This is a genomic window from Corynebacterium sp. LK10 (assembly GCF_008042455.1).
In the GTDB taxonomy this organism is placed as follows: domain Bacteria; phylum Actinomycetota; class Actinomycetes; order Mycobacteriales; family Mycobacteriaceae; genus Corynebacterium; species Corynebacterium jeikeium_D.
In genome coordinates this window covers 49,407-73,927 of the sequence record NZ_NOVT01000013.1, presented here as the reverse complement: position 1 = coordinate 73,927, position 24,521 = coordinate 49,407, and the positions used below count along the sequence as shown (strand labels likewise).

Genomic DNA, 24,521 nt, shown 5'->3' with positions numbered 1-24,521 from the left:
GTGATGTGGCCCCAGAATAAAGAAGACCCCTACCGGCGTTTGCACCGGTAGGGGTCTTTTCTTAGTGGCGGGGGCAGGATTCGAACCTACGACCTCTGGGTTATGAGCCCAGCGAGCTACCGAGCTGCTCCACCCCGCGTCAACTGTCCTGGCTTTTACAAGCACTCACAGCGGGCGCTGGTCTCTCTGACCAACGAGAAGTAACTGTAGCACGATGCTCCCAACAAAGACCAATCCCCAGGTCATAGCCGGTTTCGCTACAACCTGGGGAGTCTGCGGACCATAGAAACCTATGATTCTCGGCTAACTACTCGTTGCACGCCTTACTGGCCGTTGGCCTTCTGGTAGTCAGCGGCAGCGCGGTCGAGCTCGGCAAGTGCCTGGCCCTGCGCCGCGTAGTCACCGTTCTTCTGAGCGTCGTTAAGCTTTTGCAGTGCGTCGGAGATACGGCGAGCGGCGTCGTCACGCGCGGCGACATCAACCTTGCGCTCTTCCTTCGGTGCCTCGTCGTCGGACTCAGCGTCAGCGGCATCCTTGTCCTTATCCGCCGACTGCTCCTCAGTCTCTTCCTCACCGCGGACCTTAGTCGCGGCGGAAGCATCGATACCGACCTGACTCAGAGCCTCAGTGACCGTGGCGCCGTAGCCCACCTGACCGCGGTAAGCGACGAGAATACGCAGCAGCTTCGGGAATGCGGTCTCCTGGCCCTTGCGCTGGGTGTAGACCGGTTCGACGTAGAGAATCTCGCCATCGCCGACCGGCAGCGTCAGCAGGTTACCGTTGGTGACCACGTTCGTGCCCTCGAGCAGAGTACGGTCCTGGGCGACCTCATCTGCGGACATCATCGTGTCCTGCGCCTGACGCGGACCCATGGTCTGGGTGTTGGTCGGCAGGGCACGGATGGTGATCTGACCGTACGTCTCCGGATCGGAGGAAGCGCTCATCTGGGCGGCGAGGAACTCGCGCTCCAGACCGCGGAAGGCGGAAATCAGCTGGAAGCTCGGCTTTCCGGTCTTCGGATCGGAAGCGACAACGTAGTACGGCGGCTGGGAGAGGTTCTGCTCTTCCGGCGCGGTCGGATCGGACGGGACGGACCAGAAGGAGTCATTGGCGAAGAAAACGCCCGGATCGCTGACGTGGTACTTGGCCATCAGCTCACGCTGAACCTTAAACAAGTCCTCCGGGTAGCGCAGGTGCTCCTGCAGCTCCTCGGAAATCTCCGACTTTGGCTTCACCACATCCGGGAAGACACCCTCCCAGGCCTTGAGCACCGGATCCTTCTCATCGAACTCGTAGAGCTCAACGGTGCCATCGTAGGCATCGACGGTCGCCTTGACCGAGTTGCGGATGTAGCTGACCTCGCTGTTCGGCAGCGGGCGTGGAGTGCCATCCGGGTTAATGGAATCCTGCGTGGTCTCCTGGAGGCTCATGCGCTGGGAGTACGGCATCTTGGCCAGCGTGGTGTAGCCGTCGACAATCCACTTCATACGGCCATCGACTACAGCCGGGTAGGTCTTGGTGTCAGTAGTCAGCCACGGGGCGACCTTCTGAACACGGTCACGCGGATCGCGGTTGTAGATGATCTTGGAGTCCGGCCCAATGCGGTCGGACAGCAGGATGTTGAGCTCCTGGTAACGGGTGGCGAAAATCATGCGGCTGGCAAGTCCGCCTACGCCAACACCGCCCTCACCGTCGTAGGTGAAGTTACGGCCGTCGGCATCGTACTCATAGTCCTTGCCGTCACCGTTACCGCCAACAATCGCATAGTCGGCATCGCTGTTGGCGATAACCGGGCCGTAGTAGATACGCGGCTGCTTCAGGTTCAGGTTCATGCCGTTCGGGTCCTCGGACTCGAACAGGTCAGCCACGGTGTACAGCGGGTAACCGCCGCGGGCGGAACCGGACTCGGAGGCAACCTCGTCGACCTTATTAGCCGGCGCAGCAACGAAACCATTGCCGTGGGTATAGACCGTGTGACGGTTGATCCAGTCAGTCTGGTTACCCTGCAGCGTCTGCGGGTTCAGTTCACGAGCAGCGACGATGAAGTCACGGGACGCGCCATCGATCTGGTAGCGGTCAATGGCAAGCGGATCGGAGAAACCATAGAAGTTCTTCAGCTGACGCTGCTGCGTGAAGGTACGTGGCAGCACTTCCGGATCCAGGATTCGGATATTGGCCAGAGTAGCGGCATCGCGGGAAATCGAGTCCGCACCTTCCTTCGCGGCTTCCTTATCGCCTTCCTTTTCAGCCGGAACGCCCCAGTCGCGCTCGACCTTCACCTTGTCGTCGGTAAGCCCGTAGTGGTAGCGCGTCGATTCAATATTGCGCGCAATGTATTCGCGTTCCTTGGAAGCGCGGTTCGGGTTAACTGAGAACTGCTCAACTGCCATCGGCCAGGCCACGCCAATCAGACCTGCGGAAACCAACATCAGCACGGTGGCAAACGCCGGGATCGAAAGATTGCGCAGGAAAATGGCCGCGAAGAATGCAGCGGCCACGACGATTGCGATGACCAGCAGCGTAATCTTCGCCGGCAGCAGCGCATTGATATCGGTGTAGGAACCACCGGTGAAGGTCTTCTGCTTGTTATTCAGCAGCTCATAGCGGTCCAGCCAGTAAGACACAGCCTTGAGCAGCATGAAAACACCGGCCCAGCACGCCAACTGCGCACGAGCCGCATTGGAAACGCGGGTCTTCTCCCCTGTAGTCGGGTTACCTGGGCGGATGCCACCAAGGAAGTAATGCGTCACCAGCGACAGCAGGAACGCAATAACTACCAGGACAACCAGCGTCGACACGATGTACGACCACAGCGGCAACTGGAACGCATAGAAGCCCAAGTCCTTGCCGTACTGCGGGTCCGTCTCACCGAAGGACTGTCGGTTTAAGAACAGCTGCACCGTCTGCCATTTGCCCTGCCCCACAAGGCCACCGAGTACGCCGAATACAACAGGCAGCGTGGTGAACATCGACTTCGAACCAGATTCAGCCATCCGTCGGTACACTGCCTGCGGGCTGCGCGGATCCGTCAGCCCGAGGTCGACGGGACGGGAGCGCCACGCCAGCCACATAGATAGAAATGTCAGTGCGCCCGTTATCAGGCCTACGGTGATAAACAGGACGATACGAGTGAGCCACGTGGTGGCGAATACCCCTCGATACCCCACTTCACCGAACCACTGAAAGTCCGTATAAAAATTGACGGCGATTGGAATAACAAAGGTCAGCGCGGCAATCACCAACACGGTAATTGCCAGCCACCCCGGTCGGCCACCCGCCGATCGTCTCGGTCGAGTCTGGTTTAGAGACAACGTCTCTCCTGTTCGAGTTGAGCTTGACTTGCCAGCGAGCTGGTAAGTCGGTCGTACGCTTATCTGTCATCTACTCTAAATAAAGTTCCTAACATTTGACTAAGGATGCTGTTAATACAGCGTTGCCAGGAAAGGGGCGTCGTCAAGCGTCATGAGCGAAAACAGCGGAACCCAGACTCATCTCAGCCAGCAGGCACTCAATCGCGCCGTACGCGAGGCTGTCGAATACGTCCACGCCGAAGGTTGGGACCGCGCCCCGAGTCTCTTCGCCCTCGTCCCCACCGCCGCGCTTGCCGACGTGCTTGCCGACGAGCTGATTGACAGCGCCCCGCTGACTGTCGTTGAGCAGGAACCTCTCCCCGAGGGAATTGAAGGTGGTAGCCCTGAGTTGGCGGACTTTATCGCTCGGACATCGTGGCCGGCAGGTGTCGTTGGTGCCGTGCTGGCGCAGGAGATTATGGTGATTGCCCCGGAGCAGGCGGACAGTTTTGAGGGTGCATCCCTGGACGAGGTACGGGCGCAGGCGGATGGTGAGGCGGCTCGTCAGGCACGTCTTTTCAGTGGTGTTATCAGTGAAGGTCCACACCTAACACTGATTCAGCCGCGCCCCACAGAAGCGGAACTGGATGAGCGTGGCCTCTTTGCCGAAGATGAGATTGAGCTAAAAGATGGTTCTGGGGTAGCCGATGGTGTCATCGCTGCGCTGTATTCCACGTTCGGAAGTAACTCATAACTCCACCTACCAGCGATAAGAGACAAACAAGAGGCGTTGAAAGAGTCGAATATCCATATAACTAGCTGGTTCCGGTTGACATCAGGACTAGAACCTAGTTGTATAACAAAGTGATAAAGGCGCGTCTTTAAGTATCCGCTCAGGGTTCTGTCGGACTTGGTTCTGTCGGACTCGGTTCTTCCAGGGACGGTCTGTGGCGAAGAAATCGCGAGTGTAGCGCGAGTTTTTCCTTCTATAGGTTTTCAACTAAGAGGTTTTTAATTATGAAGAACAACGTTGTTCGCCGTGCAGCAGCCTCGGCAGCTGCAGCTTCTGCGCTGGCAGCCTCCCTCCTGACTGGCGGTGTTGCCAACGCTCTTCCTACTGGTAACTACGTTGCCTTCGGCGATTCCTTCGCTGCTAACCCGGGTCAGTCCGACCCGGCCGTACCGGGCCGTGGTGGCTGCCCGATTTCGGTCTCGAACATCGGCTCTCACGTTGCTCGCGAGACCGGTCTTGAATTGCACGACTACTCCTGCAACGGCACTACCGCTTTCATGCCGACTCAGCCGCAGAAGTCCCTGATGGGCCAGGTTGACAACGCTATCGCTCAGGGCTCCCTCGGCCCGGCCACCCAGCTAGTGACCATCTACGTTGGCGCCAATGACGCAATGCAGGGCGCTGTGCTGCCAATGCCGGTTCAGGATGACCTGTACACCACCAACGTTGTTGCCGCGGTACAGAAAATCAAGGCTGCTAATCCAACTGCTCGCGTCATGCTGATTGGCTACCCAGCTTTCACCTCGAATGACCCGACTCACTACGCTTGCCCGGTCAACGCCGCAGGTTTTGCACCGCACATTCCGGCTGCCGGCATGCACCAGTTTGAGATGGCTCTGCAGAACCGTCAGGAGCGCGCTGCAAATGAGTCCGGCATCGGTTTCGTCAACATGAAGAACGTTGCAAACATTGACGTCGCAATGTGCGGCCCGGACGGTGAGCGTCAAGTCTCGGCAATTCTGGATACTGACGTTGCTTCCTACAACATGACCAACCACCCGACCTTCCACGGTTCGGCAGTTACTGGCACCACCATCGCCAACGTCTACAAGAGCACCTTCTAAGGTTGCCCGACGTCGCTCAGACGTCTTCAAGTACAACGAAAAATCCCCGGTCGTAATGACCGGGGATTTCTATTTGTGGAGCTGCCGAGAATTGAACTCGGGTCCACCGCCAACTCGCCAGGGCTTCTCCGTGCGCAGTTCGCACGATCGCCTCTACTCGACCCTTCGGCTCAGGCAAACATGTCCGAATGACGGGCCCAGCCGCAAGTAAGAAGATCCCCGATGAGCCTTACGGCACACCCATCGGGCGAGCCCTTTTAAGTCGATGCCAGGGTCCGGACCAAAGGGCAAGCCCGGTCTGACAGACACGCTAGTCGCTTAATTAGGCAGCGAGAGCGTAGTCGCGCTGAGTGTTCTCGGCGCTTAATCAGTTGCTACGACGCTTAAACGGTGGTCTCTAGCCTGCACCGGCACGCTTCCCCTGGCTCACTGTACGGTGTCGAAACCATGTCAGCCCCATACAATGCCTTCGAGCACGGGAAAGTGCGTTGCGCTCAAAGGATGTTCAAGAATAACGCTTTACGACGGGAAAAGTCAACAAGCTTCGCCGCAAGGCTCCGCCCCCCCACCCGAATGTCAACTCCGGGTTGACACTGACGTCAACCAATGGTTGACTGCAGTCATGGATCCATTGACGACAATCCGTCACCGACTGCAAGCAACGAACATTGCCGAACAAGAACTTGAAGATGCCGTGGCGCAGGCTCGCGCAGCGGGCCATTCATGGGCAGAGATTGGAAATGTACTCAATATCTCCCGGCAAGCGGCATTCAAGCGGTTCGGAAGTGTCCAAAACCCCGTTTCAGGAGAATTGATGACTGCCACAAAAACTACACATATCGCCGAGCTCGGCGAAAAATTCCTTCGCCACATCATCAACGGCGAAGAAGCAGAAACCGTAAGCATGATTTCCCCAAAGCTCCGGAAGGATCTCCCCTGGTCCACTATCTACTCTGTCTGGGAAGATGTTCTCACCGAGACTGGGGCGTTCGAATCTTTCGACGACACCCAAGTCACCAGCCTCGGGGGAACCAGGACTAAGGAACCGACCTCGCAGAAACTCCTGTCGAAGATTCTCGGCACAAGTCTCGTCATCACCACCCTCAAACATGAGGCTGGCGAATGGATGGCTCGAGTTGCCTTTGACCGTCACGAAAACGTCATTGGCCTACTCATCCTCCCAGTCGATGCGACTGAGTTCCCCTTCTAAAAAGGGTTTCTTCTAATGAAGACCTCTTTTACCCCTTGATGCCCTTCACACGACGGCCCAGCGCACGAGTAGCTTCGCGCTCCTCCGTGCGGCGCTTGATGTCCTGGCGCTTGTCATAATCCTGCTTACCGCGGGCGAGTGCGAGCTCGACCTTCAAGCGGCCGTCGGTGAAATACAGCTTCAGGGGTACAAGCGTGTTGTTGCCATCGCGGACCTTGCCCCACAGGGTGTCAATCTCCTTGCGGTGCAACAACAGCTTGCGCGAGCGACGCGGTGAGTGATTAGTCCACGAACCGTAGGAGTACTCCGGGATATGCAGCCCGCGGAGCCACACTTCGCCGTCGTCGATGGTCGCGAAGGCGTCATTAAGCGATGCTTTGCCCTCGCGCAGCGCCTTGACCTCAGTGCCCACGAGAACGACACCGCATTCGTAGGTGTCCAGAATGTTGTAGTCATGGCGGGCACGACGATTGGTGGCCACCACCGCGTTGTTGGCGCTGACCTTTTCTTTCTTCGACTTCTTCTTGCCCATAACCTGATTAACTCTAGTCGAAGAAGGTGCACTACAGCTATTCCCTAGCTATTCCCTTAACTTTCCCTTATGCGCCTGCTCGCACCCGACATACATATGCCTCTGGCCTTTTACGTTGTGACGCAACTTACTTTCCCCTAACCTTTTACCAACGTCTAACACAGAGGGATTTATATATATATGGGACAGTCAAAAACGTTGGAACCGGACAAAGCGCCACCGAAGCCAAAGGGGTTCCTAGCAACACTGGAACGTATCGGCAACGCACTGCCAAATCCATTTTGGCTATTCGTGATTCTTGCCGGTGTAGTCATCGTTTCTTCGTGGCTCGGTGAGGCTGCGGGTATGCAGGCCAAGGATCCCGCGTCGGGTGACATCATCGAGGTGGAAAGCCTTGCTACCGCAGAGTACCTGCAAAAGATGGTCTCTGAGGCGGTAACGAACTTCACGGACTTCGCACCAGTTGGCCTGATTCTGGTGTGCATGCTCGGTGTCGCAATTGCGGAGTACTCCGGTTACATCGGCTCGGCAATCCGCGCGGCAATTTCCAAGGTGCACTCCCCTGTCCTGCTGACATTCATTGTTGCACTGGCCGGCGTGACTGGTTCAATCGCTTCTGATGCCGTCTACGTGATTCTCATTCCGCTGGGTGCCGCCTCATTCGCCGCAGTTGGTCGTAACCCTATTGTCGGTGCGATGGTCGCCTTTGCCGCCTCGTCGGCCGGGTTCAATTCGTCACTGGTGCTCAACATCACCGATGTGCTGCTGGCAGGTATCTCCACGCATGCAGCGCACTTCGTGGATCCGGAATACGTAGTTTCACCGCTGGCCAACTACTTCTTCACTATGGCCTCGTCGATTGTGCTGGCTCTGATTATTACCGCCGTTACTGAACTGTTTATTACCAAGCACGTGGAGAAGACCGTCCACGACGACCACATTGACCACGATGCCGCGGAATTCACCAAACCGGGCGCTTCGGAGGAAGCTGCCGAGGAAAACGCCAAGAAGGAGGAGCGGAACACCGCATCTAGCAGCTCCAGCAATGGCCGCGACAAGCTAATCCTCAACGATGCCGAACGACGTGGCCTCCGCTACGGCAACATCGCCGCTGTCATCTTCCTGGCGCTTTGGTTCGCTGCCCTGTTCATCCCGGGTTCGCCTCTGCGCGGCGAAGGCGACGGCATCTTGAATTCCGTGCTGCTTACCGACGTCGTGGCGTCCATCGCCCTCTTCTTCGCAGTGGTCGGCATTGCGTACGGCATCGGTGCCAAAACCATCACCTCCTCAGCAGACGTGCCCGCCTTCATGGAACGCGGCCTGGGCACACTGACCACAATGATGGTGCTCTTCTTCGCCGTCTCGCAGTTCACGGCCTACTTCAAGTGGTCCAATATCGGCCAGTGGACCGCTATCAAGGGCTCCGAATTCCTGACCAAGGCGGATCTGCCGCCGCTGTTGCTCTTTGCTGCCTTCGTCCTGATGGTGGCTGTTCTCAACCTGCTGATTACCTCGGGCTCCGCACAGTGGGCTCTGATGGCGCCGGTCGTTGTGCCGATGCTGATGTACGTCAACGTCTCTCCAGAGGTCTCCCAGCAGCTATTCCGTATTGGTGACTCCCCGACCAACATCATTACGCCGATGTCGCCGTACTTTGCGCTGGCGCTGACTTTCCTGCAGAAGTACTACAAGCCTGCGGGTGTCGGCACGCTGATGTCGCTGGCTATCCCGTACTCGCTGTGCATGATGGTGGGCTGGTTCCTATTCTTCGTCCTCTGGTATCTCGCGGGCATTCCGCTGGGGCCGGGGGTTCCGGTGCGTTAACTCACAGCCACTAGGAGATTGAGGGATTGGTCGAATTTTTCGCCCAATCCCTCACTTATTTGTGGCACCCGGGCTTAATATTGCGTACGGTCGCCACCACAACGGGCGTCGTAAAGCGAAAACGTACACACATTGAGCACACACTGAGACGCGGATATAACCTATGCCAACAAAGCACCTAAAATTTACGGGATCGACCGGCGAGACTCTGGCTGCATCAATTGATTTGCCGGACGGTCAGCCACGCGCGTGGGCGCTATTTGGTCATTGCTTCACGTGTAATCGGATGGTGCCCGGCGCGTCACGCACCTGCAAGGCGCTGGCGAAGAAGGGCATTGCGGCATTCCGGTTCGACTTCACTGGCCTCGGGCAGTCCACTGGTGATTTCGGTGAGACGACGTTCCAGACCAACATCGATGACCTTAAGGCCGCCTACGAGTTCATGGAGGCAGAATTTGAGGCCCCCTCGCTACTGATTGGGCACTCGCTCGGTGGCGCAGCGGCGCTGAACGCCGGCCACGATATGCCGAAAATCAAGGCGGTAGCGACAATCGGTGCACCCTTCGATCCGGCACACTCGATTGTGCGCATCGCCGGTGACATTTCGACGGTCGATGAGCACGGCACGCAGGTTCTGCAGATTGAAGGTCGTGGCATTCCCATCTCCCGTGAGTTCTTGGAAGTGTTGGCGGACTACAACCCGGAGGTTTATCTCAGCCAGCTGCGCAAGCCACTGCTTATTCTGCACTCCCCGACCGACCAGACTGTTGGTATCGATAGCGCCCAGAAGATTTTCCAGGTCTCTCGCTATCCAAAATCCCTGATGAGCTTGGATCGCGCAGACCACTTGCTCACTCGCGCTAAGTCCGCCGCGCGCGCTGCTGACCTGATTTATGCGTGGGCGGATAGCTATCTTCCGGAGGCTGAATAGCCCTGTTATCATTAGGGGTTATGGACACAACTGAACACTCTGGCCACTCACACGGCCACGGTCATTCACACGGCCATGACCACGCTCATATTGACCCCGCGAATACTCCTGCCCGTCGCCTGCTCGCAGCTGCGGGTCTAACTCTTGTCGTATTTCTCGCCGAGCTCATCGGCGGCTTGGTCTCGGGTTCACTGGCGCTGCTGGCAGATGCCGGCCATATGGTGACGGACTCCGCAGGCCTGCTTATGGCAGTTGCCGGTTTGGCTATCGCCCAGCGCGGAGCCAATCACCGCGCGACGTACGGGTACCGTCGTGTTGAGGTTCTGACTGCTCTCGTCAACGGTCTGACAGTTTTCATCATTGCCGCTGTGATTCTCTGGGGCGCAATCCGGCGATTCGGGTCAGTGGAGCAATCTGAGATTCAAACCACGTCGATGCTCATCATCGCAGTCATCGGCCTGCTCACCAATGTGATTGCGGCGTTTCTGCTCGCCGGCGCTGCCAAGGAAAGCGTCAACGTCCGCGGCGCGTATCTGCACGTGCTTGTCGACGCCGCTGGTTCGGTCGCCGTCATTATCTCCGCTATCGCTATCGCATACACCGGCTGGACTGCCATCGACTCGGTGGTCTCTATCGTGATTGCGCTCTTCATCGTCCCCCGAGCCGCCGTTCTGGTGCGCGACTGTCTCCACGTGTTGCTGGAGTACACCCCGAAGGGCGTCGACACTGAGAGAATCACTGCTGACCTGTCTGACTTGGACGGAGTGGTCGATGTCCACGATCTCCACGTCTGGTCCCTCAACGGCAGCGACCTACTGGCATCTGTCCATCTCGTGCGCTGCGACACGCTCCCCAACGGCGACGAGCACGCATTGCTCGACCGCGCGCAGGCACTGCTTCACGACGTCCACGGGATTGAACACGCCACGGTGCAAATTGAAAGAACCGGGCACGCTGACCACGAGTACCCGGCTCATACCTAAAATGTTCGGCTAGTAGCTGAAGTAAGATGCTAGCCCTCGAGCTGCTCCCCTAGCTCCAGCCACTCCATCTCCAGCTCTGCCTTCTGCTCAACCACCTCCGCAGCACGGCGATCGAGGTCCGCCAGCTTTTGTGTGTCCAAGTTGGCTACATCAGCACTCGCTTCCGCCATCTGCGCATGCAGTTCACTTTCTTGCTGGCTGAGCTTCGCCATCTTCCGCTCCAGAGCACTCATCTTCTTTTGCAGAGCATGAGCTTCCGCAGCCGAGAGCTTCGAGGTATCCTCCTCTGAAGCTGCGCCACGGGTCTGCGGACTACCGGCATTTGCTTGAGATGCACCACCACTAGCGGCCGAGTCAGCCAGCTGTGCGCGACGCTGGAGGTACTGACTAATCCCGCCTGGCAAGTTCGTCAGCTCGCCATCGCCGAAGAGGGCCCAGGTCGAGTCGGCAATACGCTCAATCAGGTAGCGGTCGTGCGAGATGACCACCAACGTGCCCGGCCAATTGTCCAGCAGGTCTTCCAATTCCTGCAGCGTGTCAATATCCAGGTCATTCGTCGGCTCGTCGAGCAGCAGGAAGTTCGGCTCACTCATCAACACGCGTGTGAGTTGCAAGCGGCGACGCTCACCGCCGGAGAGGTCTGCGATTGGGGTGCGCTGCCGCTTCGGGGAAAAACCCAGTCGCTCCGCCAGTTGCGAGGCGCTAATCTGCTTCTTGCCCAGGTCAATGTAGGTCGCCACGTCCTCCACAGCGTCGAGCACACGCATATCCAGCGGCAGATCATCGAGCTCCTGTCGCAGCCAACCCAGACGCACCGTCTTGCCCTCAATCCGCTTGCCATCGCTTAAGGGGTAGTCTCCCGCCAATGCGCGCAACAAAGTCGTCTTACCCGAGCCGTTGACACCGACCAGGCCAATGCGCTCGCCGGGGGCCAGACGCCACGTGACGTCGTTAAGCAATTCCCTACCATCGGGCGTTTCCAGGGACGCGTGTTCCAGTTCCACGACCACCTTGCCCTGACGGCGCTGCGAAAAGGCCATCAGCTCCACGGAATCACGCGGCGCCGGTACATCGGCGATGAGCGCCTCAGCTGCTTCGATACGATAGCGCGGCTTCGACGTGCGGGCCGGCGCCCCACGACGCAGCCAGGCGAGTTCCTTACGCGCAAGGTTCTGGCGACGCTGCTCGGCGGCATCAGCCTGGCGCGCACGCTCGGCACGCGCGAACGTCCAGTCGTTGTAACCACCATCGTAGAAATCGACGGTGCCGTCGTGGACTTCCCATGTCTTCGTGGCAACAGTGTCCAGGAACCAACGGTCGTGCGTGACGACGACCAGGGCTGCCCGGCGCGACAGGACATGATCGGCCAACCACTGCACACCCTCAATATCGAGGTGGTTCGTTGGCTCATCGAGAATGAGTAGATCCAGGTCACGGACTAGCGCAGCCGCCAGGTTAACTCGGCGCCGCTCACCACCGGAGAGATTAGCGACCTTGGTATCCATACCGAGGTCATTGATACCGATGCCATCGAGAACCTCGCGGATGGAGGCATTACCGGCCCATTCGTGTTCGGCGAGTCCCAGCGGTGCGATGACGCACTCAAACACGGTGGAGTTCGGGTCGAGCTCCGCGCCCTGGGTGACATGTGCCATAGCCATGTCATTAGCCCGCGAAATACGTCCGGAGTCCGCCGGCTCCACACCTGCCAAAATCTTCAGCAATGTGGATTTGCCACCACCGTTCAGGCCGACAACACCGATGCGGTCGCCCTCTTGAACACCGAGGCTAACGCCGTCGAGCAGAGTCTTGAGCCCGAAGGACTTAGAAATATTCTCGCAATTAATCAGATTCGCCATGATGAGTATTTATTGTGCCCCATTCGACGTTGCCAAGCACACGCCGAACATACCAAGCCACCGGCAGCTCCTCGAACTGCTCTCGGGTTACCCATTTAAACTCCGGATGCTCGCCGCTGAGCTGGACATTCTGCGTGTCGTCGGCCTCGCGCACTAGGAAGGTCACTGTGTGGAAACGGAAGTTCTCCCCGCCCAAATCAGGATTGGAATAATGCGCAAACTCGCTGACCTCCGCTGCGCGCAGACCGGCCTCTTCGCGCAGTTCGCGCACAGCGGCCTCTGACGGTTCTTCCCCGGCATCGAGTTTGCCGCCGGGCAAATCCCATTGGCCACCGAGGAATCCATCGTATTCACGCAGCAGAAGCAGCAGGCGACTACCTCGGAAAACTATGCAGTTGCATACCCAACCGTCGTCGTCAGGCCAGTACTTTGTGCACGCCAAACCGCGTGGTTCGCGCCGGCCGATCTCGGCCCTACTGGGGGTGTCATCACGGTGCATGGGGAAAGATCGCCTGTCCTTTATTAAAAGCGCTAGTCTCGTGAGACCTCAGCGAGGCGAACGAAATCGGCAATTTCGAGCTTCTCTCCTCGCTGCTTGGGGTCAATCCCCGCTGCCATAAGCGCTTCTTCGGCTGCGGCACCAGATCCGTAAATCCCCGATAAGGCCGCACGGAGGGTCTTGCGGCGTTGCGCAAAAGCAGCGTCGATAAGCGGGAAAAGGCGCGCGCGAAATTGCGGCGAAATCTCCCACGGAGCCTCGGGGGCATCGGCGGCATTGGGGTTCTCAGGAGCGTCGGAGCGGGCGTAGCAGTCAATGCGCACAAGCCCGGAATCAACCTTCGGGACCGGCCAAAAGACGTGCGGACCAATGGCACCGGCGCGACGCACTGTGCCGTAGTAGGCGGCCTTGACGCTGGGGACGCCGTAAATCTTGGAGCCCGGCTGAGCCGCCAGCCGGTCAGCGACCTCAGACTGCACCATCACGAGCACGCGGCGGATGGTGGGGAGCTCGGCAAGCATGTGCAGCAGCACCGGTACAGAAACGTTGTATGGCAGATTGGCCACCAGCGCATCTGGGGCGGTCCGAAAGTCCTCGCGACTGACTTTCAACGCATCTTTCTCAATGAGCTCTAGCGCGCAGCCGTCAGCGCGCTCAGCGACTGTCTGGGGCAAACGCTCCGCCAACCGAGAATCGATTTCAACAGCCGCGGCGCGGCCGCAGTGTTCGAGCAGCCCGAGGGTCAGCGAGCCCAAGCCGGGGCCGACCTCAACAGGGTAGGAATCCTCCGGCAAGTCCGCCGCAGCGACAATTCGACGCACGGTGTTGGCGTCGTGGACGAAGTTCTGCCCCAATTTCTTCGTCGGGACAATATCCAACTGCGCCGCCAAGTCGCGCACTTCGACCGGCCCCAGGAAAGAAACTTCTGCTTTAGTCACAGTTAGATACTACGGGGTCAAAAGACAAAATAGGTTTAGCTCGTTTTGGCTAGTCTGAACTAGCTTTAACGAAGCCCCATGGAAGCGGTGCAAGCGGGCCATGCACCCCAACCCTGACCAGCCTGGACGCGCTCGGCAACAGCGATCTGCTGCTCGCGGGAAGCCTGCGATGCACGCGGTGCATACTCAGTACCGCCGTAAGCTGCCCAGGTGGAATCGGTGAACTGTAGACCACCGGAGAAACCGTTACCGGTATCGATAGCCCAGTCGCCGCCGGACTCACACTGAGCCAGCTGATCCCACACACCGTAGCCAGCGGCCGGAGCTGCAATGCGAGACTTAGTGCCCTGGCGGATAGTGGAGATACCCGGAGCCTTTAGCTCCTTTTCTTCCAGGACCTCGCGTCCGAGCTCTTCGCCGTCGCGAGAGGTGACCTTGACCTGACGCTCTACCTGGCCCGGCTCACCCTCCTGCTCAACGATGCGCTCGTCTTCGAACATCGAATCATCTTCAATGATGTTCTCGTGAGCTGGAATTTCCTCAGTCTCGGTGATGGTCTTATCAATCAGACGAGACAGCGCGATGCGCATGCCTTCAGTGACCGGCGCATCCAGACCCGGCTCAACGGTGTCGTCTTCACGCAGCTCAATGCCACGCTGTGCCAGTACATCACCGACGGTCAAAGCCGGGACGGTCAGGTCGATGTCCTTGGCATCGTCGTGAAGCACAATATTCTTGGCACGAACGACGTCGAGTTCGACCCCCTTAGCGGAAATCTCGCCCTTTTCGACCTCGACCTTGTCCTTATCGGAGATGAGCCCCTGCTTCTTCAGACCTTCAATCAGCTCATCGGTAGTGATGGCATTGGTCTTGTGCTCCTGCGGCTTGCCATCGACAATCATCGTGACCGGCTTGGCAGAGCGGTAGACCAGCTTGCCGCCGTCCGTGAGGTCGCCCTGACGCTGAACCAGGTCTCCGCCGGTGGTTTCGACACCAGCCTTCTCTAGAATGGCCTTGTCATCCTTGGACCAGGTTGCAATTTGCTCGACCTTGCCGTCAATTTCGACGGTGATGGTGTCGTAGTTGGATGCCGCGACAGTGCCACCCAGAGCAACAGCAGCGACCAGACCGCCAGCAGCGATCTTGGACGAAGTGGAGACTCCGTCGTTAGCACGATTGAGATGACGCTTCTTCGCAGCACTCACGGGGTTCGTCACAGCCTTTCGGAGGATGGGCAGCTATCAGATGAAAGAAATACAGTTTGTAACAGTACGGTAAAGATTCAGTGTTGTCTAAAATATATCGATAAAAGTGACGGGAAATACAACAAACCGCCCCGGCTGCATTTCCACAGCTCAGGGCGGCAATACGCCGGCACGTGCTTAAATGCCGTACACCCGACGTGCGTTATCCGTCAAAATCTGCGCCATCTCCTCCGCCCCGATTTCTCGGGCCGCAGCCATCGCACGCGCCTGATGACCGATAAAAGTTGACTCATTGCGCGCACCTCGGAACGGCTCCGCGGTCATGTACGGAGCATCGGTTTCCACCAGCAGCTGCTCCGCCGGCGCCTCAGCCACAGCCTGCCGCAGGTAATCATTGCGTTTGAAGGTCACGTTTCCGGTAAAGCTCAGTAGGTAACCGCGCGCAATGGCCTCGCGGGCAACCTCAATGGGCGAGGAGAAGCAGTGCAAAATGACCGTATTGTCATAGCCGTCCAACGCCGCCATCAGATCTTTATCGGCATCGCGGTTATGAATCATCAACGGCTTGCCGACGGTTGCTGCGAGCTCCATATGCCACTGCAACGCAGCCAGCTGTTCGCTCTTCGACGCGCAGCCGTCGAGAGAATCCAGCCAGTACCAATCCAATCCCGTCTCCCCCACTGCCACAACCCTGGGGTCGGCAGCCATTTCGGTTAGACGGGCCTTGGCGTCGTCGTCAAGCTCGTGTGCGCGCGTCGGATGGATGGCGGCGGCGGCCCAGACGTTGGGGTGCGCGTGTGCGGCGGTAAAGGCCAGTTCGGTTTCCGGCATGCCATCGCCGACCGTGCAAACTCCGACGACGCCCGCTGCGGCGGCACGGTCCATGAGAACCGCAATCTCCTCCGGAGTTTGCGCCCCGCAGGACGCGAGATGCGTGTGGGCGTCAAACAGCGGAGTGAGATACTCCGCGGGTTCTGCAATTTTGCGTTTGCGCTTTCCCATTCTTCTACTGCGCCCCCTACTTCACCTGTGCCCACTCAGGGCCGTGCTCAGCCAGCTCAGAGTCGAGCTTGGAGAAAATCGGCTTCGGCTTGACAAGCTGCGTACCCGGCTCAATGTCGAAGCGATGCCAGGCGGCCTTCTGATTGACGTAGTCACCAGTGATGATTGGGTAGCTCCTGCCCTCTGCCGGCAGGTCTGCGCCGACCGGTTCGACCGGCATGTCGTCCTCGACTTCCTGGACTTCCGGCATTGCGGCCCAGATGCCCTCGCCGCCCAGGGTCTCGAAGACCTTCTGCGCGCTTTCCGGCAGGTACGGGGTCAGCAGGACATTGGCGTCGCTGACTACCTGCAGCGCTGTCCACAACACAGTGGCGAGACGCTCACGCTGGGACTCGTCCTTCGCCAGCTTCCACGGCTCCTGCGCCGCAATGTAGGCGTTCGCCTCTCCGACCAGGTGCATGGCGGCGGTGATACCGGCGCGGAAACGGGACAGTGCGAGTGCGTCGCCGACCTCGGCGAAAGAGCGCTCAGCCAAGTCGAGCAGTTCACGGTCAGCGTCGGTGAGCTCGCCCGGAGTTGGCACCTCACCGAAGTTCTTGAAAGCCATGGACACGGTGCGGTTGACCAGGTTGCCCCAGGAGTTGGCCAGCTCGTTATTCACGCGGCGGACGAACTCATCCCAGGTGAAGTCGGTGTCCTGGTTTTCCGGACCAGCCATGGCGATGAAGTAGCGCAGCGGATCCGGACCGAACTCCGCCAGGAAGTCCTTCACATAGATGACAACGCCCTTGGAAGAGGAGAACTTCGAGCCCGACATGGTCAGGTACTCCGAGGAGACGACCTCCGTCGGCAGGTTCAACTCACCGAGCTCCCCGACCTCGCCCCCGCGGGAGCCCTCGCCACGGTAGCCCAGCAGCTCAGCCGGCCAAATCTGGGAGTGGAAGGTGATGTTGTCCTTGCCCATGAAATAGTAGGACAGCGCCTCCGGGTCATTCCACCACTTGCGCCACGCTTCCGGGTCACCAATGCGCCAGGCCCACTCGATGGAAGCGGATAGGTAACCGACGACGGCGTCGAACCAAACGTAGAGTTTCTTCGTCCCGTTTTCCGACCAGCCCTCCAGCGGAATCGGCACACCCCAGTCAATATCACGGCTCATTGCACGCGGACGGATGTCCTTCAGGATGTTCAGGGAGAACTTCAGCACGTTCGGGCGCCAGTCCTTGCGCTCCTGCAGCCACTCGGTCAAGGCCTCTGCCAGAGCCGGCAGGTCTAGCAGGAAGTGCTCAGTTTCAACGAACTTCGGGGGCTCGCCGTTGATTTTCGACACCGGATCAATCAGATCGGCCGGGTCAAGCTGGTTACCGCAGTTGTCGCACTGGTCGCCGCGGGCACCGGAAGCGCCACAAATTGGGCAGGTACCTTCGATGTAACGGTCCGGCAGGGTGCGACCGGTCGACGGGGAAATCGCACCCATCGTGGTCTGCTTGACCATATAGCCGTTTTCGTAGAGCCCACGGAAGAGCTCCTGGACAACGGCGTAGTGGTTGCGCGTGGTTGTGCGCGTAAACAGGTCGTAGGAAAGCCCCAGACCCGCGAGGTCCTGCACAATCTGGCGGTTGTAACGGTCGGCCAATTCCTGGACAGAAACGCCTTCCTTCTCCGCCTGCACAAGCAGTGGCGTGCCATGCTCATCAGTACCGGAGACCATCAGCACGTCATTGCCAATCATTCGCTGGTAGCGAGCGAAAACGTCCGAGGGGACACCGAAACCTGCAACATGGCCGATATGTCGCGGACCGTTAGCGTACGGCCACGCAACTGCTGTGAAAATGCGAGACATATCTAACAGGGTAATAGATGACCTACCATCACGATGAACTGTGCCCTCATGAAGTCTTCCAAGAACTGTCCCTTAGCGTCATCGCGCGCTCGCGCAGTCACTACGCTTATGTCCTATGTCCACTCGGTCCACCTCCTCCGACTCGGCCGCTGACTTCACTTCGCGCGCGACCACTGCGCTAGCTCGTCTTATCGCCGCCGGTCATCGCCCCGCCGCACTCGTCGGCTCCTGGTTCGGTTATCGCGCGGTTCTCGCCGCTAACGTCGAGCTCACCGCCTGCGATTCGACAGCGCTTTTCACCAGCCCCGACCCCAATGCGTGGCTATTTGGGTTCCGCCCCTACTCCGGCACCAGCGCGCATGGGATCGCTGCCTGCGTCGCATTGCTTGCCGACGACGGCACGTGGCATTTCGACGGCCCCGGCACCGGTGACCCCTCAAATCCGGATTTCCAAGCCCTTCAGGAGACCATCAAATACTCGCACGAAAACACGCGTGACGACGCGCTCCCCGCGGCCACACCACTGGAGTGGGATCAGGGCGACCGAGAACGCCACCAGCTTGCAGTGGAGAACTGTAAGGAAGCAATTGCCGCGGGCGAGGTGTACCAAACCTGCATCTCTACACGCTTTCACGCGGAGCTGAATGCGGGATCGGGCACGAACGTCGATGTGGACAATGCTGCACTAGCCCACGCCGGCGCGTGGTTTTCCTCCCGCGTGGCGCGGTATCAGCCGGCTCGAGCGGCATTCTTGCCCGGCAACCTCGATGCTGGAATTCCAATTCTGGCCTCGCTGAGTCCTGAGGAGTTCCTCATCCGCGCTGGCACAAGCGTGACTGAAACTCCTATCAAAGGCACGATTCCCGCTGACCGGCCCCCGCATGAGCTGTTGCGCAGCGATAAGGATGTCGCCGAGAACATCATGATTGTCGACCTGGTGCGCCACGACCTCGGCCAGGTGGCCAAAACTGGCACTGTGAAGGTCACGGATCTGCTCAGTGTGCGTCCGGCACCGGGCGTGTGGCACCTGTTTTCCACAGTTTCCGCGGAACTTCCCGATCAGCTCAGCCACGCTGAGCTGATCGATGCCTGCTTCCCACCGGCCTCAGTCACCGGTACACCGAAGCTGCGAGCAATTGAGCTTCTGCGCGAGTGGGAACCCGAGCCCCGTGGCGCTCACTGTGGCGCGATTGGTGCGGCCCACGGGGATGCACTTGAGCTCAATGTCGCCATTCGTACCGCTGAGTATGCAAAAGACCCGAACTCGGGGAGAGTTCGGGTCGAAGCTGGCATCGGCGGTGGCATCACCATCGGGTCTACGCCCGAGGGCGAATGGGCCGAGATTGAGGCCAAGGCCGCACCGCTGCTGTTGGAAAGCTAGTTGCGCAATTTACGAGCACGGCGGCGTTCGCGCTGTTCGGCCGCTTCCGCCAAGCGGCGCTCGCGAGCCATGCGCAGGGCAAACTGACGCTGTTCCTTGTCATCGAGGTACATCGGATCGTCGGAAAGCCCCTTAACCAGCGCCACCATCAGCGCCAAGATAACAATGACGAACGGGCTTGCCGCCAAAATGGTGATGTTCTGCAGGTTGGACAGGGCATCGCTGCCGCCGGTGACCAATAGGACAATCGCAATCAGAGCGGTGAAAATACCCCACATAGCAGTGACCGTGCGCGATGCTGTGAGTCGACCGAACTGGCTCATGGTGCCCATCACCGTGGAGGCGGAGTCCGCCGAGGTAATGAAGAAGGTAGCCAGCAGAACCATTGCGATGACGGAAGTAATCGCACCACCCGGCATGGAATCCAGCAGGTTAAACAGCTGACTCTCGGCCGAACCGTCACCGTAGATGGACGCGCCCTCCTGCTCGCGGGTAATGGCGGTGCCACCAAAGATGGAGAACCATACCGCAGAGACAATCGACGGAACTGCGACGACGGTGAAGACGAACTCACGGATAGTACGGCCGCGAGAAATGCGCGCGATGAACATACCGACAAACGGCGACCAGGAGATCCACCAGGCCCAGTAGAAAATTGTCCAGGACGACAGCCATTCGCCGGCGGTACCGTCAGCGGAAGCGCTGGAGCGGGCGGCCATCTCAAAGAAGGAATTCAGGTAGCTACCAATAGAAGTCGGAATCAGGTTCAGAATCACCACGGTAGGGCCGAGGACCAACACCAGCAGGGCCAGCAGGCCAGCGGCAATCATGTTGAAGTTCGAGATGTACTGAATGCCCTTGCCCACACCCGACAGCGCAGAAGCCAAGAAGGCACAACCCAGAATGAGGATAAGACCAATCCACAAACTTGTGCCCTTGATGGCAGTGAAACCGTTGATCTCCAAACCAGCGGAAATCTGCAGCACACCAACACCGAGAGAGGCTGCCGTACCGAAGACGGTGGCAAAAATCGCAAGTGCGTCGATAAGCTTGCCCAACCATCCCTCAGCGCGACGTGCACCGATGAGCGGAATGAACGCCGCGGAGATTAGCTGCTTACGACCAAGACGGTAGGTCGAGTAAGCAATGGCGAGGCCGACGATGGCGTAGAGCGACCACGGGTGCAGAGTCCAGTGGAACATCGTCGATGCCATGGCGGTACCGACTTCCTTTGGCTGGTGACCCGGTACACCTTCGCGGTAGAAGGTCAGTGGCTCAGCAACGCCGTAGAACATCAGACCGATGCCCATACCGGCGGCGAACATCATGGCAATCCAGCTAGGTGTGGAAAACTCTGGTTTCTCGGCGTCCTTGCCCAGGCGGATGTGACCGAACTTGGAAATTGCGATGGACACAATAAAGAAGACAAAGACGGTGCTGGCCAAGATAAACAGCCAGCCGGTGTTCTCCACAACCCAGTTCAGAGAACTAGATGCAAACGTGGAGAAACTATCTGGCCACACCAGGCCCCAGACGATAATTGCCAGAATTGCGACAATGGCGGGGACGGTAACCCCGAGGTTCACGGGAGCGTGAGAATCGTCGGCCCTGACTTCGCCAACGACCGACTCCCCTACTTCTTGTTGTATTTCATGTTCTGGTGGATTCGTCATTCCTCCACCATGTCCACCATTGACCTGGGATTTCAACTTAGAATGCGGGTTTTCTCAGGTTTTCTTCATTTTTCCCAGAGTGCAAAAACTGCCACTAATGGCGTTTACCCTGTTCACTGCCGTGTGCTGGGAGATTTTCTGGCACAAAGTAACAATCACCTAACGATTTTCCTCGCGAGCAGCCAAAACCGCCTGATAGAGATCACGGTGCTTTGTCATTCCAGCCTCTGCCGCAACCTGCTTCGCGGCATCCTTCAGCCGCATGCCATCAGCCACGAGCTCCTCCACGCGGTCAACCAAGTCCTCCGTGGATACCACCGTCGCCTGCTGCCCCGCGCCCTCAATCACCACCGTAATTTCGCCGCGGACACCTTCCTCCGCCCACGCAGCCAGCTCTCCCAGCGTCGCACGGCGAGTCTCTTCAAAGCGCTTGGTCAACTCACGGCTTACCGACGCGCGCCGCTCCTCACCCAAAATCTCCGCGGCATCCGCCAACGTGTCAGCCAATCGATGCGGCGACTCAAAGAAACAACAGGCTCGCTTCTCTGTCTTCAGTGATTCCAACCAGGCCCGGCGCGCCCCCTGCTTACGAGGTGCAAAGCCATCGAAGCAGAAGTGGCCGACGCCCAACCCGCTGAGAGCCAATGCGGTAGTCACCGCGCTCGGCCCCGGTACGCAGGACACGGGCACGCCCGCGTCGTGAGCAGCCGCCACCACAGCCAGGCCAGGATCCGACACCACCGGCATCCCCGCATCGGTCACCACAATGACTTTCTGTCCCGCCTTCGCCGCCTGAATCAGCGACTCAGTGCGGCTCTCTTCGTTGTGATCGAAGTTTGAAACAAACTTCCCCTTGGGGGAAATGCCCAGCGCTGTGGCCAGGTTGCGTGCTCGCCTGGTGTCTTCCGCGGCGATGATATCGGCGTCGATAAGCGCACCGCGCAAGCGGTCGGAGGCATCGGCGATATTGCCCAGCGGCGTTGCCACCAGAGTGATGCCAGGGGCCAGCGTCATTGCCTCGCTAAGAGGCGCGTTCTCGTGCGGTTGGAAGTTCGATGCCGAATGCGTCATGATTCCATAGCTTAAACTGACATTCGTGACCGATGCCGCTTTAACCCCACCACCGGAAACCAAGCGCCGCGCGAAAAAGCGTTTCCTGCGCCCGATTCCCCCGGTGCCCTCGCTGCCGCCACTGCGGCGGTGGGACAAATGGGATACCGCCACTTTTGTGGTTCTCGGAATCGTCGCAGCGCTAACCCGTTTCATCGGGCTTGCTGCCAAGACCGACAATGGCACCCCGCTCTTCGATGAAAAGCACTATGTGCCGCAAGCATGGCAGATTCTGGAGTCCACCCGCGACCCCATCTCGTCTGGCATTGAGGACAATCCCGGCTACGGTCTGATTGTGCATCCGCCAGTGGCCAAGCAGGTCATCGCCGTGGGCGAATGGATCTTCGGTTACTCACCAATGGGCTGGCGGTTTATGTCGGCGGTGTGTGGCACGCTGGTTATCCTGCTGCTCATGGACATCGTCCGACGCATCTCTCGTGGCTCGCGGTTGGCGGTGGGTATTGCTGGTCTCTACGCGCTTGCCGACGGAGTGCTGTTTGTCTCCTCTCGGGTCGGCATGCTGGACATGATTCAGACCTTCTTCATCATCGCGGCCGCGTGGGCACTTCTCATTGACCAGGCCGATGCCCGCAAGCGCCTGGAATCCGCCACGGAGCTAGGTAGTTTCGGCCCCTATCTCAGTTATCGCTGGTGGCGACTGCTCGCCGGCATCATGCTGGGGCTTGCCACCGGGGTGAAGTGGTCCGGTCTGTACTACATGGCCGCATTCGGCCTGTGGTCCGTCTTCACGGATCTGGTGTCACGCAAGAATGCCGGTGCGGACAAGCCCGTGCTCGGCGCGCTCGCCCGCGATACCGCCCCGGCGTTGCGTGATCTGGTGGTGGTTCCGCTGGGCGTTTACTTCTTAAGTTGGCGTTCCTGGTTCGCCGAAGAAACGTCGGTCTATCGCCATGTCTCGCCCGAAGACCGCGATACGGGACTCCCCGGCACCGACTGGCTTCCCGAGGCCCTGCAGAACTACCTGCACTACCAAAACAGCGTGCTGAAGTTCCACGCCGAGCTGACCACCTCTAATGGCCACAAACACCCTTGGGAGTCCAAGCCTTGGGAGTGGCTGGTGAGTTGGCGGCCAATGCTCTACTACTCCACCGAAACCACCTGCAGTGACGGCCAGGAGTGCAAGGGCTGGATGATGCTCTTTGGCACCCCACCCATCTGGTGGTTGCTGGTCCCCGTGGTCCTGTGGGCCACATGGCGTTGGCTCGGCCGCCGCGACGGCCGCTACGCGCTGCCAGTCATCGGTTTCCTCGCCTCGTGGCTGCCGTGGGTCATCGGCTACGACCGGCAGATGTACTTTTTCTACGCCACCGCGCTGATTCCATTCGTACTCATCGCCTTTGCTCTGCTTGCCGACGATCTCTCACACTGGCGGCCCCGCGATAAGCCGGTGGGGTTAGTAATCGTTGGCGCACACGCCGCACTAGTGGTGGCCGCGTTTGTGTTCTGGCTGCCGATTTTGACCGGCTACCCGCTGCCTCTCAACCACTTCGATTGGCGGTTCTGGTTGCCGTCCTGGAGCTAGTCCCGCTGTGGCGGCACGCCTGTGACCGGCAACCCGGAGGCGGCTCGCCATGCCTGTGCGATTGCCGTCGGCGTATAACCGCCCAGCCACACAACGGCCAGTGTCAAAGCGGAGACAAACATCAAGGCCAGGCCAGCAATCTCAGATGCTCCCTGGGCGCCGATGAGAATGTCACGAATACCAAAACCAATGCTGAACGTGGCGACGGCACCGTAGACCGGCGCCATGCCCATGGCAGCGCGTGGCCGCCAGGCAGCCCAGAACAATCCCACTGCCAATGCAAGCCGAATTGCCGCAAGCTGGATGGCAAGGCGTGCTCCGAGCTCCATTGGGTCAACAGTGGCAGTGGAACCGTCGATAGGCGCTTCCGTGCTTGTCGCGATTCCTGCACCGCCCTGCGGCTGCGTCGAGGAAAGTCCGAGCGTCATCATGCCGGAGGCGTCGACCAGTGTCGCAATCCCCCAGACCGCCCAGCAAAGGCCCAGTGCAATGAGCACCCCGCGGGCGGTGCCGGCCATGAGCAGCCATGCGCGCTCACGCCGGCGGCGCTCCGGTTCGATGGAGACCAAAATGCGCTCCGAGAGATCATCCGTGGAAATCTCCGGCATACCATCGGCAGGCCCAACCGTAAGGGCGCGGTTCAGCCGCACCGCTCGCTCATACCAAGCTCGGCACTCCTCACAGGCCCCAAGATGGGCATCGATGACTTCATCGGCAATGCTTGCCTGCTCGCCATCGAGACGAGCTGACAATGCTGCGCGAATTTCCTCGCACTCCACGGGGGATCTCCACCGCCTTTAACTCTTAAGGGGGTTGTACCTAATGAGGTCTTATCTGATGA

At 59.1% G+C, this 24,521-nt stretch carries 19 protein-coding genes, 1 tRNA gene and 1 other RNA gene; 8 read left to right on the top strand and 13 right to left on the bottom strand.

Going from position 1 to position 24,521, the window contains the following annotated elements:
• Nucleotides 1–65: 65 nt before the first annotated feature.
• A tRNA-Met gene (locus CHU70_RS04195) sits at nt 66–139 on the bottom strand.
• Between the two features lie 184 nt (nt 140–323).
• Nucleotides 324–3,311, bottom strand: a complete 2,988-nt coding sequence (locus CHU70_RS04190) for a UPF0182 family protein (RefSeq protein WP_070595370.1) — start codon at nt 3,309–3,311, stop codon at nt 324–326.
• A 151-nt stretch (nt 3,312–3,462) separates the two neighbouring features.
• Between CHU70_RS04190 and CHU70_RS04185 the strand changes: the two genes are divergently transcribed.
• Both CHU70_RS04185 and CHU70_RS04180 read left to right on the top strand, forming a co-directional pair.
• Nucleotides 3,463–4,044 carry a PPA1309 family protein gene (locus CHU70_RS04185; RefSeq protein ID WP_070595368.1) on the top strand — a complete coding sequence of 194 codons (582 nt, stop codon included), beginning with the start codon at nt 3,463–3,465 and terminating at the stop codon, nt 4,042–4,044.
• Between the two features lie 263 nt (nt 4,045–4,307).
• Complete coding sequence (locus CHU70_RS04180) at nt 4,308–5,147, top strand: GDSL-type esterase/lipase family protein (RefSeq protein WP_070595367.1); 840 nt, start codon at nt 4,308–4,310, stop codon at nt 5,145–5,147.
• Nucleotides 5,148–5,220: 73 nt separating this feature from the next.
• Here CHU70_RS04180 and ssrA read toward each other — a convergent pair.
• Nucleotides 5,221–5,605, bottom strand: a transfer-messenger RNA (tmRNA) gene (gene ssrA / locus CHU70_RS04175).
• Between the two features lie 164 nt (nt 5,606–5,769).
• On the opposite strand from ssrA, the gene CHU70_RS04170 reads away from it, so the two are divergent.
• Entirely contained in the window at nt 5,770–6,357 is a 588-nt protein-coding gene (locus CHU70_RS04170) for a DUF3887 domain-containing protein (protein WP_049171250.1), read from the top strand.
• Nucleotides 6,358–6,385: 28 nt separating this feature from the next.
• Here CHU70_RS04170 and smpB read toward each other — a convergent pair whose 3' ends face one another.
• Nucleotides 6,386–6,889, bottom strand: a complete 504-nt coding sequence (smpB, locus tag CHU70_RS04165; protein ID WP_038626299.1) for an SsrA-binding protein SmpB — start codon at nt 6,887–6,889, stop codon at nt 6,386–6,388.
• A 180-nt stretch (nt 6,890–7,069) separates the two neighbouring features.
• Between smpB and CHU70_RS04160 the strand changes: the two genes are divergently transcribed.
• The 3 genes from CHU70_RS04160 (at nt 7,070) to CHU70_RS04150 (ending at nt 10,627) form a co-directional block, all read left to right on the top strand.
• Nucleotides 7,070–8,713, top strand: a complete 1,644-nt coding sequence (locus tag CHU70_RS04160; protein ID WP_049189696.1) for an AbgT family transporter — start codon at nt 7,070–7,072, stop codon at nt 8,711–8,713.
• Nucleotides 8,714–8,876: 163 nt separating this feature from the next.
• Nucleotides 8,877–9,644 carry a S9 family peptidase gene (locus CHU70_RS04155; RefSeq protein WP_048733555.1) on the top strand — a complete coding sequence of 256 codons (768 nt, stop codon included), beginning with the start codon at nt 8,877–8,879 and terminating at the stop codon, nt 9,642–9,644.
• Nucleotides 9,645–9,664: 20 nt separating this feature from the next.
• Nucleotides 9,665–10,627, top strand: coding sequence for a cation diffusion facilitator family transporter (locus CHU70_RS04150; protein ID WP_070706004.1), 963 nt, complete (start codon nt 9,665–9,667; stop codon nt 10,625–10,627).
• A 29-nt stretch (nt 10,628–10,656) separates the two neighbouring features.
• Here the strand turns inward: CHU70_RS04150 and CHU70_RS04145 are convergent, their stop codons facing one another.
• From CHU70_RS04145 to metG, 6 genes are all read right to left on the bottom strand, one after another.
• Nucleotides 10,657–12,486 (bottom strand): ABC-F family ATP-binding cassette domain-containing protein, encoded by a 1,830-nt coding sequence (locus CHU70_RS04145; protein ID WP_147718935.1) that lies wholly within the window; start codon nt 12,484–12,486, stop codon nt 10,657–10,659.
• Nucleotides 12,470–12,985: an NUDIX hydrolase gene (locus CHU70_RS04140; RefSeq protein ID WP_083304397.1), complete on the bottom strand. Its 516-nt coding sequence runs from the start codon at nt 12,983–12,985 to the stop codon at nt 12,470–12,472. Before CHU70_RS04140 ends, CHU70_RS04145 begins: the two co-directional genes overlap by 17 nt.
• 32 nt (nt 12,986–13,017) lie before the next feature.
• The gene (gene rsmA, locus CHU70_RS04135) at nt 13,018–13,923 is read right to left on the bottom strand and encodes a 16S rRNA (adenine(1518)-N(6)/adenine(1519)-N(6))-dimethyltransferase RsmA (RefSeq protein ID WP_070595362.1); all 906 of its coding nucleotides are present in this window, start codon (nt 13,921–13,923) and stop codon (nt 13,018–13,020) included.
• A 65-nt stretch (nt 13,924–13,988) separates the two neighbouring features.
• Complete coding sequence (locus CHU70_RS11460) at nt 13,989–15,140, bottom strand: resuscitation-promoting factor (RefSeq protein WP_287535645.1); 1,152 nt, start codon at nt 15,138–15,140, stop codon at nt 13,989–13,991.
• A gap of 165 nt (nt 15,141–15,305) precedes the next feature.
• The gene (locus CHU70_RS04125; RefSeq protein ID WP_070595358.1) at nt 15,306–16,130 is read right to left on the bottom strand and encodes a TatD family hydrolase; all 825 of its coding nucleotides are present in this window, start codon (nt 16,128–16,130) and stop codon (nt 15,306–15,308) included.
• A gap of 16 nt (nt 16,131–16,146) precedes the next feature.
• Nucleotides 16,147–17,973, bottom strand: a complete 1,827-nt coding sequence (gene metG, locus CHU70_RS04120) for a methionine--tRNA ligase (RefSeq protein ID WP_147718936.1) — start codon at nt 17,971–17,973, stop codon at nt 16,147–16,149.
• Nucleotides 17,974–18,088: 115 nt separating this feature from the next.
• Here metG and CHU70_RS04115 point away from each other — a divergent pair, with 115 nt between their 5' ends.
• Nucleotides 18,089–19,354, top strand: coding sequence for an aminodeoxychorismate synthase component I (locus CHU70_RS04115; RefSeq protein ID WP_016423257.1), 1,266 nt, complete (start codon nt 18,089–18,091; stop codon nt 19,352–19,354).
• Here the strand turns inward: CHU70_RS04115 and CHU70_RS04110 are convergent.
• Together CHU70_RS04110 and rsmI are read right to left on the bottom strand one after the other, a co-directional pair.
• A complete protein-coding gene (locus CHU70_RS04110; protein WP_147739775.1) occupies nt 19,351–21,027 on the bottom strand; it encodes a BCCT family transporter in 1,677 nt (558 codons plus the stop codon). The two genes, CHU70_RS04115 and CHU70_RS04110, sit on opposite strands and share 4 nt — an antisense overlap.
• Before the next feature lie 159 nt (nt 21,028–21,186).
• Nucleotides 21,187–22,041 (bottom strand): 16S rRNA (cytidine(1402)-2'-O)-methyltransferase, encoded by an 855-nt coding sequence (gene rsmI, locus CHU70_RS04105; protein WP_187269729.1) that lies wholly within the window; start codon nt 22,039–22,041, stop codon nt 21,187–21,189.
• Between the two features lie 142 nt (nt 22,042–22,183).
• Here rsmI and CHU70_RS04100 point away from each other — a divergent pair, with 142 nt between their 5' ends.
• Nucleotides 22,184–23,680: a dolichyl-phosphate-mannose--protein mannosyltransferase gene (locus CHU70_RS04100; RefSeq protein WP_255466710.1), complete on the top strand. Its 1,497-nt coding sequence runs from the start codon at nt 22,184–22,186 to the stop codon at nt 23,678–23,680.
• Here the strand turns inward: CHU70_RS04100 and CHU70_RS04095 are convergent.
• The gene (locus tag CHU70_RS04095) at nt 23,677–24,459 is read right to left on the bottom strand and encodes a zf-HC2 domain-containing protein (protein WP_016423261.1); all 783 of its coding nucleotides are present in this window, start codon (nt 24,457–24,459) and stop codon (nt 23,677–23,679) included. The genes CHU70_RS04100 and CHU70_RS04095 overlap by 4 nt on opposite strands.
• Nucleotides 24,460–24,521: the final 62 nt, after the last annotated feature.

What these genes read in the sequence shown, in the direction of transcription:
- metG (WP_147718936.1), bottom strand. Translation starts at nt 17,973, where the DNA reads ATGTCTCGCATTTTCACAGCAGTTGCGTGGCCGTACGCTAACGGTCCG.
- CHU70_RS04180 (WP_070595367.1), top strand. Translation starts at nt 4,308, where the DNA reads ATGAAGAACAACGTTGTTCGCCGTGCAGCAGCCTCGGCAGCTGCAGCT.
- CHU70_RS04110 (WP_147739775.1), bottom strand. Translation starts at nt 21,027, where the DNA reads ATGACGAATCCACCAGAACATGAAATACAACAAGAAGTAGGGGAGTCG.
- CHU70_RS04150 (WP_070706004.1), top strand. Translation starts at nt 9,665, where the DNA reads ATGGACACAACTGAACACTCTGGCCACTCACACGGCCACGGTCATTCA.
- CHU70_RS04115 (WP_016423257.1), top strand. Translation starts at nt 18,089, where the DNA reads ATGTCCACTCGGTCCACCTCCTCCGACTCGGCCGCTGACTTCACTTCG.
- CHU70_RS04140 (WP_083304397.1), bottom strand. Translation starts at nt 12,985, where the DNA reads ATGCACCGTGATGACACCCCCAGTAGGGCCGAGATCGGCCGGCGCGAA.
- smpB (WP_038626299.1), bottom strand. Translation starts at nt 6,889, where the DNA reads ATGGGCAAGAAGAAGTCGAAGAAAGAAAAGGTCAGCGCCAACAACGCG.
- rsmI (WP_187269729.1), bottom strand. Translation starts at nt 22,041, where the DNA reads ATGACGCTGGCCCCTGGCATCACTCTGGTGGCAACGCCGCTGGGCAAT.
- CHU70_RS04160 (WP_049189696.1), top strand. Translation starts at nt 7,070, where the DNA reads ATGGGACAGTCAAAAACGTTGGAACCGGACAAAGCGCCACCGAAGCCA.
- CHU70_RS04185 (WP_070595368.1), top strand. Translation starts at nt 3,463, where the DNA reads ATGAGCGAAAACAGCGGAACCCAGACTCATCTCAGCCAGCAGGCACTC.
- CHU70_RS04145 (WP_147718935.1), bottom strand. Translation starts at nt 12,486, where the DNA reads ATGGCGAATCTGATTAATTGCGAGAATATTTCTAAGTCCTTCGGGCTC.
- CHU70_RS04170 (WP_049171250.1), top strand. Translation starts at nt 5,770, where the DNA reads ATGGATCCATTGACGACAATCCGTCACCGACTGCAAGCAACGAACATT.
- CHU70_RS04125 (WP_070595358.1), bottom strand. Translation starts at nt 16,130, where the DNA reads ATGGGAAAGCGCAAACGCAAAATTGCAGAACCCGCGGAGTATCTCACT.
- CHU70_RS04155 (WP_048733555.1), top strand. Translation starts at nt 8,877, where the DNA reads ATGCCAACAAAGCACCTAAAATTTACGGGATCGACCGGCGAGACTCTG.